Origin of the sequence: Flavobacterium sp. NG2 (assembly GCF_034119845.1) — a bacterium.
In the GTDB taxonomy this organism is placed as follows: Bacteria; Bacteroidota; Bacteroidia; order Flavobacteriales; family Flavobacteriaceae; genus Flavobacterium.
Genome location: NZ_CP139420.1, coordinates 663,296 through 678,952, shown reverse-complemented (window position 1 = coordinate 678,952; position 15,657 = coordinate 663,296). Strand labels below are relative to the sequence as shown.

The following is a 15,657-nucleotide window of genomic DNA, read 5'->3' as shown; positions in this document are numbered from 1 at the left end:
AATGTTGTTTATTGATTCTTTTTCCATTCTTCATAATCTACTAAGGTCTGCTCATGAGTAGGAGGATAGAGTCCGATGATGGTTCTGCCTTCGGCTACTTTTTCTAAAACAAAATTTTCAAAGCGAGTCATTTCGATACATTCATCAGCTACTTCATCTACTATATGTGCAGGAATAACCATGACGCCATCTTCATCACCTACAAGGACGTCACCTGGAAATACGGCAACATCGCCACATCCAATAGGTATATTAATGTCTAAGGCTTCATGTAATGTTAAGTTTGTAGCAGCCGATGGGCGGTTATGGTACGATGGAAAATCCAAGTTGGCAATTGAGGCCGAATCTCTAAAACCGCCATCGGTTACAATTCCTGCCGCTCCTCTCATCATTAATCGAGTGACTAAAATATCTCCTGCCGATGCAGCTCTAGCGTCTTTGCGGCTATCGATAACTAATACGCTTCCTGGAGGACAGGTTTCAATGGCGACTCTTTGGGGGTGGTCTGCGTTTCTAAAAATACTCATTGGGTTACGGTCTTCTCTAGCTGGAATGTATCGTAGCGTAAAGGCTTCCCCTACCATTGTTGGTTTTCCTGCCTTTAATGGTCTAACGTCTTGTATGGATTGGTTTTTAAACCCTCTTTTATATAAACAGCTTGCTATAGTTGGGGTGCTTACCGTTTTTAGTTTTTCCCTTGTAGTTATTGATAATCCGTTCATTTTAGTTTTTTTTTAAATAATATGGTGTGATAATAAATAAATATGCTTATATTTGGAAACCCAAACTGGTAAACCAATTTGGTTTTTGTAAAGGTATACTATTTGTTTAAAAGTATTTTTATACAAGGTCAAAATTTACTGTTTATCTTTTAATTTGGTGTTCAAAAATTAATAAAATTATAATTATAATGAAGAAATTATTTTTCTTAAGTGTTGCTTTTTTATTGTTTGCATTCAACGGAAATGCTAAAAGTATCAAAGTAAATAATCAAGCAGAATTGCAAGCTGCAATAAAAAATGCGGTAGCTGGAGACGAAATTATTCTGGCCAATGGAGTTTGGAAAGATGTTCAGATTAAATTTACAGGGAATGGAACTTCTACGGCTCCTATAGTTTTGCGTGCTGAAACAGTTGGAAAAGTAACGATTGAAGGAGTTTCAGACTTAAAACTTGGCGGTACCTATCTTGAGGTTAAAGGATTGTATTTCAAAAATGGATATACGCCATCGGCTACAGTAATAGACTTTCATATTGATAAAAAGAATATTGCTAATCACTGTAAAGTAAGTCAATGTGTGATCGAAGATTTCACACAATTAAATAGAGTGCGAGATGATCATTGGGTAGAGTTCTGGGGAAGAAACAATCAATTGGACCACTGTTATATTACAGGGAAATCAAACCAAGGACCAACGATTATGGTTATTTTAAAAGGGAATGAACATATTAATAATCATCACCAGATAACAAACAATCATTTTGGGCCACGTCCAAGAAAAGGGGGACCACATGGTGAGACAATTCAGGTTGGAGATAGTGGCACTTCGATGGCGCCCTCATTTACTTTAATAGCGAATAATTTTTTTGAAAGATGTGATGGTGAGGTTGAGATTATTTCGAACAAATCTAACAACAACGAATATAGAAACAACATTTTTTATAAATCAGAAGGGTCATTAGTATTGCGTCATGGTAATTACTGTACTATCGATGGGAATATTTTTATTGGTGATGAAAACTCTGATTTTATGGGAGGTGTACGTGTAGTAAATACAGGTCATTGGATTACAAATAATTATTTTTATAAAATAAAAGGAGAAGAGTTTCGTAGCGCATTAGCGGTTATGAATGGTGTTCCAAAATCACCACAAAACCGATACAATCAAGTAACAGATGCGGTGATTGCCTACAATACCTTTGTTGATTGTATTACTCCTTGGCAGTTTAGTGTTGGAGCCAATATGAATAAAAGTGATGTTTTGCCAGCACAAGAAATTCGTTCAGCTAGACCTGATAGAATTGTAGTGGCAAATAACATAATTTACAATCAAACGCCAAATGACTTCCCAATTAAAGCGTATGACAAAGTGGATGGGGTATTGTTTAAAAATAACATTCTAAACAGTCCAAATAATAGTGATGTTAAAGACAAAGGAATTCAAACAGAAAGTATCACTGTTGCTAAAATGTCTGATTGGTTGTATGTTCCTACAGTAAACAAAACTTCAGACTATAAAGGGTTTGATTTCGAAAATATCAAAAAAGATCTTTTTGGAAATGATAGAGAGGCAGCTAATGTTGTTGGTGCAATTATTTTGCCAGTGAATAAAAAGAAAGGGAGTATAGATGTTAAAGACTATGGGACAAATTGGTTTCCAATAAAAACAGCTACAGAAGCTCCAAAGACAGTCCAAGTAACGAATACTAAAGAGTTGGTTAGTGCTTTGGATAAAGCGACTGCCGGAACTATTATCGAATTGAAAAAAGGAGTTTATGCATTAGATGCTTCTTTGGTCATCAATAAATCGGTTACGATTAAGGCAAAAGATAAAAAATCAAAAGCAACTCTTGTGTATAAAGGAGAAGCTAAAAGTCCTGTTTTCTTAATGGAACCAAAAGGGAATTTGAGATTAGAAAACATGATTTTAAAAGGAAATAAAGAGCAATATGCTTTTGCTACTTTACAAAAAAATATGAAAAGCGCTTACAATTTATGGGTAAACAATGTCGAAATTAATGAATTTGACACGGTGTTAAACGCTTACAAAGATGCTTTTGCGGATACTATTTCTATTGATAATTCTATTGTTAAAAATTGTAAAAGAGGTATTCGTTTAGCGGATGAAGATGAAGATTTAGGAGAGTATAACGCAGAGTTTGTCTATATTAAGAATTCTAAATTTGATGCAATTCAATCTAGTATTCTAGATTATTACCGTGGGGGATATGATGAATCTACAATTGGGGGTAATTTAGTTTTTGAAAATAACACAGTTACTAATTCTGGAAAAGAGGAGCCAACAGGGATTTTAGTAAAAACTAGAGGTATTGTGAACGTGTCTATTGCTAAAAACAGTTTTGTTAATAACCCAGTTACATTGATAGCATTGTTGTGGGGAGAAAAAGGGCAAGCTCCAAAAGACAATAATATCAAAAATTCAGGTGAGTTTAAAATCGAAGAGAATTTAAAACAAAAAATGATGTATTAAGGTTAGTAGTTAAATTAGTTTTTTATAAATAGTTTTTTTTTTTAGTTAAAAGGATTTCTGTGAAAACAGGAATCCTTTTTTATTACAACAACTTTATTTGGAATTTTTTAATGGATTGAATGACGATTTACGAACAATCAAATTGGTTTTGATTTCGATTGTTTTGTGATTGACGGTGTTTTCGTTGTTGATTTCATCAATTAGATATTTAACTGCTATTTCTCCGATACGATTTCCTGGTTGGTCAATACTGGATAATTTAGGTTTGATAATGCTTGCTAAAATCGTGTTGCTGAAACCTACTACTGCAATTTCTTCAGGGATTTTTATCTTATTTTTTTTGAGTTCTTTGATAGCGCCTATACCTGCTTCGTCGATAATGGTAAAGATGCCGTCGGGTTTATTTTGCAGACTCAATAATATAGTGGTTTGTCGTTTTCCTTCTTCAATAGACAAGTCTTCAGAACTAAGTATAATACTTTCGTCAATTTCTATTTTGTGTTTTCGTAAGGCTCTTAAATAGCCTTGAAATCTTCTTTCGGACACATTGGAGCTATCTGTTTCTTTGATGATAGCAATTCTTTTTTTACCTGTATTGATGAGATGTTCTACTGCCTGAAAAGCGGCATCCTCATCGTCAATAATGATTTGGGTACAGGGTACTTTATTCGAAATTCGGTCAAATAAAATAAGCGGAATATGTTTCATCATTTCAAGAATCTCATCGACATTCTTCGTTTTTTTGGTTAATGATAATAAAACGCCATCAACACCAAATTGAATCATGGTTTCTAATAATTCAGCTTGTTTTTGGTCACTATTGAATGACTCACAAATAATTACTTTATAGCCGTTTAATTCGGCGCTGGAGATAATTCCTCTTAATAAAGTCGCCGTAAAAGGGTGTTCGATATTTGGAATTATTACTCCTATTATGTTGGTTTTATGTGACCGAAAACCTTTGGCAAAAAGATTTGGAGCGTATTTTACTTTGGCTGCATAGGCTTTGACGAGCTCTTTGGTTTCGTCACTAATGTCCGAATGGTTGTTCAAGGCACGTGAAACGGTTGAAATAGATAATTCTAAATCAGACGCTATTTTTTTTAGGGTAATAATATTTTTTTTGCTCATATATTAGTATATTCTCTGTAAAAGTAACTAATATTTTTTTGTTCGCAAACGTTTCCGCAAACGTTTGCATTGATTTTCGGTAAATTTTAAGTATCAAAAGGATGGATTGATTTATAAATTAGCTGAACAAATAACCACAAAAATTAATTTAATCAACCAGCGTTATGAAAAATTATATCAAAGTATTTTTGCTGTTAATAGGAACCTATTCCTATTCTCAAACCACTGTAAAAGGTACAGTGACCGATGAAAAGAACAATCCAATTCCAATGGCTAATGTTGTTGTAGTAGGAGTTAATGTAGGAGCGACTACCGATTTAGATGGTAATTATAGCTTTACAACTAAATTAACGGGCGAACAAAAACTAAAAGTAGTTTACATTGGCTATTTTCCTCAAACCAAAACAGTTAAACTAAACGGACAAACGGTTGTGAATTTTGTTCTAAAAGAAAGTATTGAGACACTTGATGAAGTCGTTTTAACAGCAACATCTGTAAAACGTTCTCAAAAAGAGACTCCTGTTTCAGTTACTTCAATTAGTGCAAAAGAAATGACTAAAATTAATACTAGTAGTCAAGCTAACATCTTGAGAAGTGTGCCAGGAATTACTACTGAGAATGGTGGTGGTGAGGTTGCTTCGAATGTGTTCGTTAGAGGTTTGCCTTCTGGTGGACAGTTTCAATTTAACCCATTACAAATTGACGGGATGCCGGTATTATCCACTTTTGGACTGAATTCATCTGCGCATGATGTTTATTTTAGAACAGATATTGGTGTAAAAGGTTTGGAATTTATTCGTGGAGGTTCATCAGTATTATACGGTGCAGGTTCAGTAGCGGGTATTATTAACTATACAAGTGTTACAGGTTCAGCAACGCCTAAGAACATTTTGAAAATGGAAGTAGGTACAAATTCTAGATACAAAGCTGATTTCTTGTCAAGTGGTCAATTAGGAGGGAAAGATTCTGATTTGTTTTATGCTATTACTGGTTTTTACCGTTACGACCAAGGGCCAATCAAAACAGGATTGCCTACTGAAGGATACCAAATTAGAGGTAATGTGAAAAAAGTAACCAAAAAAGGTTCTATCACATTCTCAGGACAAGTGATTGATGATAAAGTACAATTCTTTTTGCCTTACCCATTACAAGGAGGTTCAAGAGAAAGACCTATTGGGAATAATGGTCAAGAAATCATGACGTTACAAACGGCTGCAGCTGCGGATATCTCATACGCTACACCAAACGGGATTTTCAAGTCAAACATCAAAGATGGAGTGGCTACCAAAGGAGGTTACTTTATGACAAATTTTGTTCATGAATTTAATGATTCTTTTTCAGTTGATGCTAAAATCAGAAAATCAAATTACAAACATCAATTTAACTTTTTTACTGATGGTAGTGGACTAAATCCTGCTAATTTCAAAGTTGTAGAAACACAACAACAATATAAAGATGCAAGAGGATTGACTTCTGGGAATTTCACCTACTTGAATGGAACTCCTTTGGCTGCAAACGCTTTATTGTTTGAAAACAGAATTATTGATAGAGTACGTCCGTTAGATGAATTGGTTTCAGAAGTGAAATTAATTAACAAAATTGGGAATCATACCGTAACTGCTGGAACTTTTATGTCTAGATCATCAGCAGGTGATATGAATGTGACAACTAGTTATTTGAGTGAATACAATAACAGTCCAGAATTAATCAACCTTTCAGGTTATACAATTAACGGTGTTACTAATAGAGGTACAGGTTATTTAAACAAAAATATTACTAGTGACAAATTGGCTTTCTTCTTAACAGACCAAATTAAATTAGAAAACTGGAATTTTGATATTGGTGTAAGACACGAAAGAGCTTCAGGTACTGTTGAAAACGAAAAAACAGCTTCATTTAAAGTAGCTAATACGGGAATCAACAATATGGATAATGTGGTTTGGGGAACAGGTGAATATCAAAGAGCAAAAGTTGCTACTGATGACTATGCTATTTCATTGGCCGCTTTGTATAAAGTAAATACTGACTTAAGTGTTTATGGTAACTTTTCAAAAGGATATTTCTTTCCAGAATTACGTTCTATAAAATTTGATGCAAAAGGGAAACCATCATCTTATTCTCCAGAGAAAATTGTTCAAGCTGAGGCAGGGATTAAATATGGAAAAGGTTCATTGTCAGGAACGGTTGCGCTTTATTCTGCTAATTTATATGATAGAAGAAACATTCAATTTATCAATAACCCAGATAACTCAGGAAGTTTTATCGAAAAAGTGGATTTACAAGATACACAATCATATGGTATTGAATCTACTTGGAATTGGAGATTTGTGCCAGGATTCAGCTTCAATGGTACTTTGACTTATCAAAAACATGAATTGACCAAATCTGAAAATAACCCAACCTTCGTAGGGAATAAATTAGCAAGACAGCCTAATGTAATGTCTAAATTAGGATTGGCTTATGACAAATCAAATTTTGATGCCAACCTTGATTATAGCTATGCAGGTGATAAATATACTAACGATTCTAATACCATTAAATTACAAGGATTTGGTATCGTCGATTTAAGTTTAGGATACACATTCAACCTTGGAAAAGATAATGAGACATTACGTATAGGAGCGCAAAGTTTTAACTTAATGAATTCAGCTGGAATTACTGAAGGTTCTCCTAGACTTGGAGACAATCAAACAGATGAGGCATTTTTCGTAGGAAGACCAATTATCCCAAGAACAGCTTTAATGAGCTTGACCTTCAATTTCTAAAAATATAATACATAAGGATGTTCTTTGAAAGAAGAGCATCCTTAAATAAAAAACAACTGTTATGGCTACTGATTTAAAAAAAGAAGCTCAAGATATTTTAAATGACAATTTTCAAGCTGGAGGTTATACAATTCCTTGTAAAGGCTTATATCCTTTTCAATGGAAATGGGATTCTGGTTTTATAGCGCTTGGATTTGCTCATTATGATATGGAAAAAGCAAAAGCGGAAATGAAAACGCTACTAGACGCACAATGGAGTAATGGTTTTATTCCCCATATTGTTTTTCATCAAAAAAGTGATTCTTATTTCCCTGGTCCAGATTTTCACCAAGCCGAGTTACATCCTCTCTCTAACAAGCAATACCCGTCAACCGGTATGACGCAGCCGCCTGTATTGGGTTTTACATTAGAAAAAATGTATAAAATTGCCAAGGATAAGACGGATGTACTACACTTCATTAAGGAAAATATTGGTAGAGTATACGACAACCACAACTATTTTTATAAAAATAGAGACCCGAAAAATGAAGGCTTGGTGTACATCTACCACAACTGGGAATCAGGAACAGATAATTCGCCTTTATGGGATGATATTTGGGAGACGATGAATCCGCCAGAATATACTTTTGAACGCCGTGATACCACTCATGTTGATGCTTCGCAAAGGCCATCAAAAAGAGAATACGATCATTATTTACACATAATTGATATTGCAAAAGAACATAACTATGATGATGCTAAAATTGCTGAGTTGTCACCGTTTTTAGTTCAAGATCCGCTTTTTAACGCAATGTTGATTAAATCCAATGAAGCCTTAATTGATTTGTATAAAATCATTGGTGGAAATGAGGATAAAGTTGCACAATTAGAACAATGGCAAGCAAAAAGTATGGCTTCTTTTAATGAAAAATTATATGACAATGAGTTAGGTGCTTATATACATTATGATTTAAGAAACGAAAGACCGATACAATTTGTAAGTTCATCATCATTCTCGCCTTTGTTTGCTGGTATTCCAACCAAAGAACAAGCTGCTACGATAATAAAAACGATGATGGATAAATTTGGGGGTGATGATATGTATTTATGTGCTTCCTTTGATCCAACACACGAACGTTTCAATCCTAAAAAATATTGGAGAGGGCCGGTTTGGATTAATTTAAACTGGATGTTGTATTACGGATTGCTGGATTATGGATATGATGATATTGCAGCAAGAGTAAAATCAGATAGTATTGAATTATTATCAAAAGTAGGTTTTTATGAGTATTTTAATCCAATGAAAGCAGCCTATGAAGTGGAGCAAAAGGGCTATGGAGGAGGGAATTTTTCCTGGAGCGCTGCTTTGTATTTGGATTTGATAAATAATTAATTTTTTAAATTAACGTATTATGAACTGGATAGACTATACAGTGGTTTTCGTTTACCTAATTGCTTTTCTAGGATTAGGCTTTTTATTCAAAGAAAATAAAGATGCTAAAGATTATTTCTTAGGAGGTAAAAGCATGGGGTGGTTTCCATTAAGTTTATCTGCCATGGCGACCCAACTCTCTGCAATTAGTTTTATTTCTGCTCCTGCCTTTGTTGGTTTGGCGCAAGGAGGTGGAATGAAATGGTTGACCTTTGAGTTGGCAGTTCCATTGGCTATGATTGGAATTATTTTAATTATAGTTCCGCCCTTATATCGCGCTAATATTGTAAGTATTTACGAATTTGTTGAAAGACGTTTCTCGACTTCAACGCGTATTGTTTTAAGTATTGTTTTTCAAATTAGCCGCTCATTATCAACAGGTGTAGGGGTTTATACCATTGCGATTATATTGCAGTCCGTTTTGAATATAAGTTTTCACTGGACTATATTATTGATTACAGTGATTACCATTGTTTACTCATTTATGGGAGGGATGAAAGCTGTTGTTTGGGGTGATGCTATCCAAATGATGATTCTTTTTGGAGGATTGATAATTTGTATTGTTTATGGCTGGAATTTGTTGGGTGAAAATCCTGCATTTACAGGTTTTGATAGTGAAAGATTACAAGTAATTGATTTGCCTAATTTAGGGCTCAATGGTGATACCTATGGTTTTTTACCAATGGTGTTAGGGGGATTATTTTTGTACCTTTCTTATTATGGTACGGATCAAACACAAGCGCAACGTTTACTGTCGGCTAGAGATGAAAAAACGGCTAAGAAAATATTGTTAGCCAATGGTTTGTTGCGATTTCCTGTGGTATTGACTTATTGTGTAATGGGACTAATTATAGGTGCATTGGTACAATTAACACCAGATTTTTTAGGTGATATTACAGCCATGACCCAAAAACACTATCCTGTAGAATTTGCAAAATCAGGCATTAAACCTGATTTAATGATACCAGTATTTATTATCAAATATTTGCCACATGGATTAATTGGAGTGCTGATTGTTGGGATTTTATCTGCAGCGATGTCATCTATCAGTTCCACTATAAATTCCTTGGGAGCAGTAACAGTGGAAGATCTTTTTAATAGAGGAAAAGAAAAATTGAGTGAAGCCAAGTACATGGCATATTCAAAAATTTCTATCGTATTTTGGGGATTTGTATGTATTGCTTCGGCTTACCTTTTTGGAGATAGCGGAGGAACAGTAATTGAATTAATCAATACCATTTCATCACAGTTTTACGGGCCTATTTTAGCGACGTTTATTATTGCTATTTTGGTCAAAAGAGTCAATTATATTGGGATGAATGTTGGGATTATTGGAGGTGTTGTCATCAATGTTTTGATTAAATATTTTTGCGAAGATATTTTCTGGATTTGGTTTAATCTTACTGGTTTTGTCTTGACATTTGTTTTGGCATTAGTCTTTAGTTCGTTGTCTAAATCTGCTAAAAATGAAGACTTTAATATCGAATTTAAAATCGAAAAAAAGGATGTTTTGTCCAAAGATGTATTAATTCTTGCTTCATTTTTTGTAGTGATACTGGTAATTAGTTTGAATTTACGTTCGCTATTATCGTTGATTTAATGAAAAGGTAAATTGTAAAGGCAACAAAAAAATTATAAAAATGAAAGTAGTAATAGCTCCAGATAAATTTAAAGGTTCACTTTCAGCAATGGAAGTTTGTAATGCTATTGAAGCAGGGATTCATCAATACAATCCCGCAATCGAAACGATAAAACATCCATTAGCAGATGGTGGCGAAGGGACTTTGACTATTTTGCAAAATCATTTCAACCTCAAGTCGGTTTCAGTAATGGTAAAAGATCCTTTGTTTAGAGATATAACAACTACTTATAAGCATAATGAAAGTACTGCTTTTATAGAAATGGCAAATGCTTCAGGTTTGCAGTTATTGGAAGAAAGTAAAAGAAATTGTTGTCATACCACTACATTTGGAACTGGGCAATTAATTTTAGATGCCATAAAAAAAGGCTTCAAAAATATTGTTTTGTTCATTGGTGGAAGCGCTACAAATGACGGAGGAGTTGGAATGGCATCAGCATTAGGTTATCGATTTTATTCAGAGTCTGGGGAAGAAATTGTGCCCATTGGAGAAGAACTGATTTATATCAATTCTATTGATAGTCAAAAGTTGCTATTTGATATTAAAGATGTTAATGTTACTGTGGTTTGCGATGTAAAAAATCCACTTTATGGACCTAATGGTGCGGCTTTTGTTTATGGTAGCCAAAAAGGAGCTTCTGCGGCAGAGATAGAAATGCTGGATGCAGGGTTGTATAATTTTAGCAAACAAGTTTCTAAATATTTGAATATGGATGTAGGAGAAATGGAGGGAGCTGGGGCAGCAGGAGGTTTAGGCGCGGGAGCTGTTTGTTTTTTGAATGCGAAAATGCAGTCAGGAATCGATTTTGTAATGGAACAAACAGGATTTAATAAACTTTTAGATGATACTATCGACTTAATTATTACAGGAGAAGGTAGTGTTGACAAACAGACGATTGAAGGTAAGGTTATCAAAGGTGTTAGCGAAAGAGCAAATCAAGCTCAAATTCCGTTTTTTATTATTGCAGGGGTGGTGAAGGATGAAGCGTTAATAAAAAGCAATTTGAAACCTAAAGATGTGGTTTCTATTATGGGGCTTGGTGTTGCTGTCGAGGAGGCAATTAAAAATGCTCCTCACTACTTGAAAAAATTAAGTTGTCAGTTATTGGAAACCTATGGTGAGAAATAAGTATCTTTCAGTAATTAGACTTTTAGATATTAAACTAAAGAAATAAATAAAAATGAACTTCAATATTTTACCTACAATGGATAAAAAGGCTGTATTTGAAATCATTGCAGCAGATTTAAATAATCATAATTTTAAGATAATCAAACAAGATGAAACTAGGCCTTGGGGAGGTTTTTTTGTAATAGATGAAAGTCAAGCTGCTGTTTTTGCAAAAATGTTTTTTCCGAATCTTGAAATGGAGGATATTCAAATTACAAATAAATTGAGTCCAAAGATTTTGGTTGTTGCACCAAACAAAAGATTGTCATGGCAGTACCATTTTAGAAGGTCAGAAATCTGGAAAGTAATCAGTGGTGTTGTTGGAGTAAAAACAAGTTTGACCGATGAGGAAGGTGAGATTCAAGAATTAAGTTCTGGGTCTTTTATTCAAATGGATAAAGGAGAACGTCATCGTTTAATTGGTTTGGATTCATGGGGTATTGTAGCTGAAATTTGGCAACATACAGATTTAAATCAGCCTTCGGATGAAGATGATATTGTTAGACTTCAGGATGATTTTGGAAGGTAGTTTTTTATTTTGTTAAATAAATGAAATTCTTAATTTAAGGGGAGTTGAGGTGGTTTTTAAGGATTATTGATTAGGTTATTTATTTGTTAAATGGTGTTTTAAACCTAATTTTAGATTAAATTTGATGTTCCATAATCGTTACATTAAACTAATTAAAATTAAATACAAATGGACGCAACTTCATCAATTTCAAAAGTTCTTCGATGGGGAATCATAGGCTGCGGCAATGTAACTGAGGTAAAAAGTGGTCCAGCTTATCAAAAAGTATTAGGCTTTGAATTACTAGCAGTAATGCGACGTGATGCTGAAAAATGTGCGGATTATGCACTTAGACATGGAGTAAAAAAACAATATGTTGATGCTGATGCTTTAATCAATGATCCAGAAATAGATGCAATTTATATTGCAACACCTCCTGATTCACATAAATATTATGCTTTAAAAGTAGCCGAAGCAAGGAAGCCTTGTTGCATTGAAAAACCTATGGCGCCTTCTTATGAGGATAGTTTGTTTATTTACAATGCTTTTGCCGAAAGAGAAATTCCTTTATTTGTAGCCTACTATCGTCGTTCTTTACCTCGTTTCGAGCAGGTTAAAAAATGGATTGATGAAAATGAAGTGGGTACAATTCGACATATTAGTTGGCATTTGAGTAAAGCGACTTCACTGGAAGATTTGTCTGGGGAATACAATTGGAGAACCGATGCGCTAGTTGCTAAAGGGGGATACTTTGATGATTTAGCAAGTCATGGTATTGATTTATTTGAATACTTGTTGGGCGATATTAAAGATGTAGCGGGATTCAATACTAATCAGCAAGGATTGTATACTGCTAAAGACGCAATCGTAGCATCGTGGATACATGAGTCTGGAATAACAGGTACTGGGAGTTGGAATTTTGGTTGTGCAATTCGAGAAGATAAGGTTCAAATTGTGGGAAGTAAAGGAAAGATTGAATTTGCAATTTTTGATGAAAATCCTATCTTTCTGAGTAATGAAAAAGGAATTACAGAGCAATTTATCAATCATCCTGAAAATGTACAGTTCTATCATGTTCAAAATATGAGAGATCATCTTTTTGGAAACGGAATGCATCCTTCGACTGGCAAGTCCGCATTACACACGAGTTGGGTTTTGGATAAGATTTTAGGATCTCAGTTGTAATGTTAAAATGATAATTTTAAACGAATAAATTTTGTAAATAGTTGTTTTTAAGTTTGTTAATGCTTAGATTTGTATGTGTAAAAGTGCAAATTCGAAACTATAATATAGGCTTTCTCTTTTTTAAGATGTTAGAGAAAGTGAAAAATCCCAATTCTAATTTTAGGATTGGGATTTTTATTTTTTATTGCAAATAGTAGATGTATCCTACATTAAGCCAGACTAGCCAGTCATTAGCTTTATTTTCTTTGTAAATTTCTGGATTAGGATTCAAGCCGTCGACCCAGTTTGAGAAAAAGTATTGAAATCGTAAATCAATCATTAAATCGCGTAAAGGGGTTAATTTATAACGTGTTCCAACACTACTTACAATGGACCAAACAGAGTTACTTTCATTGGAGAACCCATAAGGACGGTTGTCTGATGGAGTCAAATACTTGGGATAGGTAGATAAAGGTGTCCCTAATTCTCCTAATGTGCTATAAGCTTTAGCATTGTAATAACTAAATTGGGCACCAAGGCTAATAAATGGACCAATACTCCCAACTCGGGCAGTGAAATCTCGAATGCTTAACGGGAAATACTCTAATTGCATACCAATATTGGTTAGTTGTGTACTTCCTTTCATGGCTCTCAATTGGTCGGCACCAAGTGAGGTTCTTTCATCTGAAACCCATTTACCAAAATGCTCTAAATCAGTTTTATTATAAGATAGTTCACTTCTTAATTTGAAATGATCATTAAAATAGGTTTCTGGGGTATAACAATTACATTCAGCGGCATAAGAGAAATTAATGTAGTGAATAATTCCAATACCTAATCCTGTATTCCCAGCGTTGGTTTTAGAGTCATAACGTTGTCCATAATCGGATTGAAAAGCAATTGGTCCAGCGATAATTCCCACTTCATGTGAAAAGCCTAATTGGGCACTTGTTTTATTTGAAAAACCTAATAAAATAAGCAATATGTAAAAGAAGTGTTTAGGCATTTTGTTGAAATTACAAGTCTTGACAAATATATAAAATACTAAGCATCAATTAAATTTAAATTTTTAAAATTAAGCTAAATAAATGCTTTTAGTTTTCGGTTATTTGAAAGTAATTCAATATTTTTTTATAATTTTAAACGAATGAGCGTTTTTTATAAATGTATTTTTGTATTATGCTAATCAGAACCTATTGCTTAATGTTCTTAATTTAATAATTATGTCAAAAAGTATCCAGAAATTTATTGAAGAAGTTACTCGAAAAAACCCCAATGAACCTGAATTTTTACAGGCAGTTTATGAGGTTGCAGAAACTGTTATTCCGTTTATAGAGGCGAATGAAAAATATCAAAATAAGATGCTATTAGAAAGGATGGTAGAGTCAGATCGAACTATTATTTTTAGAGTAACATGGATTGATGATAAAGGGCAGACTCAGGTAAATAGAGGATATCGAATTCAAATGAATTCGGCCATTGGTCCTTATAAAGGAGGGCTTCGTTTTCATCCCTCAGTAAATCTAAGTATTTTAAAATTTTTAGCTTTTGAACAAACCTTTAAAAATAGTTTAACCACTTTGCCTATGGGGGGTGGGAAAGGAGGCTCAGACTTTGATCCTAAAGGGAAATCCGATAATGAAGTGATGCGTTTTTGTCAAAGTTTCATGATAGAATTAGCAAAGCATATTGGACCATACACTGATGTTCCTGCTGGAGATATAGGTGTTGGAGCAAGAGAAATAGGTTATTTGTTTGGTCAATATAAAAGGTTGCAAAATGAATTTACAGGAGTATTGACAGGGAAAGGAATTTCATATGGGGGTTCTTTAGTTAGGCCAGAAGCTACAGGCTATGGGGCGGTCTATTTTGCTCAAAGTATGTTGGCAACAAAAGGAGATAGTGTCAAGGGAAAAACGTTTGTGATATCTGGTTCTGGAAATGTAGCACAATATGCAGTCGAAAAAGCAAATCAATTAGGAGGTAAGGTGGTGACAATGTCTGACTCAGGAGGGTATATATATGATGCTGACGGGATTAATGCTGAAAAGCTAGCACATATCATGCATATCAAAAATCAACTAAGAGGCAGGATTAGTGAATATGTCAATAAGTATCCTAAAGCAAAATTTGTTGCTGATTTAGCTCCATGGAAGGTTAAATGTGATATTGCTATGCCGTGTGCTACTCAAAATGAAATTAAAGAAGTGGATGCAAAAGTGCTAATTGCAAATGGCTGTTCCTGTGTGACCGAAGGCGCTAACATGCCAACAACCATAGAGGCATTGCTAGTTTTTCAAAAAGCTAGAATATTGTTTTCTCCAGGTAAGGCCTCAAATGCAGGAGGTGTTGCAACTTCAGGTTTAGAAATGTCGCAAAATTCCTTGCGATTGAATTGGACAGCAGATGAAGTTGATGAAAAATTGAAAGGAATCATCTCGTCGATTCATGCTTCTTGCGTTAAGTATGGTTCTGACGGGACGGGTTACGTAGATTATGTAAAAGGAGCCAATATAGCTGGCTTTGTAAAAGTAGCCGATGCAATGTTGGCACAAGGAATAGTCTAGTTTAGACGTAAATATTTGTCCTCCTATACGTTCGCTAATTATTTTTAGTGATGTATAGGAGGCTTTTTTTTATTGTTTGAAACTCGATTCTTT

Annotated in this window: 11 protein-coding genes; 8 read left to right on the top strand and 3 right to left on the bottom strand. The window is 34.2% G+C overall.

Annotation, left to right across the window (positions count from 1 at the left end; genetic code table 11):
- Window positions 1-8: 8 nt before the first annotated feature.
- Complete coding sequence (locus SLW70_RS02805) at window positions 9-722, bottom strand: ribonuclease activity regulator RraA (RefSeq protein ID WP_320890461.1); 714 nt, start codon at window positions 720-722, stop codon at window positions 9-11.
- 188 nt (window positions 723-910) lie between these two features.
- On the opposite strand from SLW70_RS02805, the gene SLW70_RS02800 reads away from it, so the two are divergent.
- Window positions 911-3,211, top strand: a complete 2,301-nt coding sequence (locus tag SLW70_RS02800) for a chondroitinase-B domain-containing protein (protein WP_320890460.1) — start codon at window positions 911-913, stop codon at window positions 3,209-3,211.
- A gap of 93 nt (window positions 3,212-3,304) precedes the next feature.
- Here the strand turns inward: SLW70_RS02800 and SLW70_RS02795 are convergent, their stop codons facing one another.
- Window positions 3,305-4,342, bottom strand: coding sequence for a LacI family DNA-binding transcriptional regulator (locus SLW70_RS02795; protein ID WP_320890458.1), 1,038 nt, complete (start codon window positions 4,340-4,342; stop codon window positions 3,305-3,307).
- A 164-nt stretch (window positions 4,343-4,506) separates the two neighbouring features.
- Between SLW70_RS02795 and SLW70_RS02790 the strand changes: the two genes are divergently transcribed.
- The 6 genes from SLW70_RS02790 to SLW70_RS02765 all read left to right on the top strand — a co-directional run bounded on the left by SLW70_RS02790 (window position 4,507) and on the right by SLW70_RS02765 (window position 13,018).
- Window positions 4,507-7,107, top strand: a complete 2,601-nt coding sequence (locus SLW70_RS02790; protein WP_320890457.1) for a TonB-dependent receptor — start codon at window positions 4,507-4,509, stop codon at window positions 7,105-7,107.
- Window positions 7,108-7,168: 61 nt separating this feature from the next.
- On the top strand, window positions 7,169-8,479 hold the full coding sequence (locus SLW70_RS02785) for an amylo-alpha-1,6-glucosidase (RefSeq protein ID WP_320890456.1): 1,311 nt from the start codon (window positions 7,169-7,171) through the stop codon (window positions 8,477-8,479).
- Between the two features lie 19 nt (window positions 8,480-8,498).
- Window positions 8,499-10,118 carry a sodium:solute symporter gene (locus tag SLW70_RS02780; protein WP_320890455.1) on the top strand — a complete coding sequence of 540 codons (1,620 nt, stop codon included), beginning with the start codon at window positions 8,499-8,501 and terminating at the stop codon, window positions 10,116-10,118.
- A 40-nt stretch (window positions 10,119-10,158) separates the two neighbouring features.
- Window positions 10,159-11,286, top strand: coding sequence for a glycerate kinase (locus tag SLW70_RS02775; RefSeq protein ID WP_320890454.1), 1,128 nt, complete (start codon window positions 10,159-10,161; stop codon window positions 11,284-11,286).
- A 52-nt stretch (window positions 11,287-11,338) separates the two neighbouring features.
- Complete coding sequence (locus SLW70_RS02770) at window positions 11,339-11,854, top strand: phosphoheptose isomerase (RefSeq protein WP_320890453.1); 516 nt, start codon at window positions 11,339-11,341, stop codon at window positions 11,852-11,854.
- A gap of 168 nt (window positions 11,855-12,022) precedes the next feature.
- Window positions 12,023-13,018 carry a Gfo/Idh/MocA family oxidoreductase gene (locus SLW70_RS02765; protein ID WP_320890452.1) on the top strand — a complete coding sequence of 332 codons (996 nt, stop codon included), beginning with the start codon at window positions 12,023-12,025 and terminating at the stop codon, window positions 13,016-13,018.
- Window positions 13,019-13,199: 181 nt separating this feature from the next.
- Here SLW70_RS02765 and SLW70_RS02760 read toward each other — a convergent pair whose 3' ends face one another.
- A complete protein-coding gene (locus tag SLW70_RS02760) occupies window positions 13,200-14,003 on the bottom strand; it encodes a THC0290_0291 family protein (protein ID WP_320890451.1) in 804 nt (267 codons plus the stop codon).
- 217 nt (window positions 14,004-14,220) lie between these two features.
- Here SLW70_RS02760 and gdhA point away from each other — a divergent pair, with 217 nt between their 5' ends.
- Window positions 14,221-15,564 (top strand): NADP-specific glutamate dehydrogenase, encoded by a 1,344-nt coding sequence (gdhA, locus tag SLW70_RS02755; RefSeq protein WP_320890450.1) that lies wholly within the window; start codon window positions 14,221-14,223, stop codon window positions 15,562-15,564.
- The last annotated feature ends 93 nt before the right edge of the window (window positions 15,565-15,657 follow it).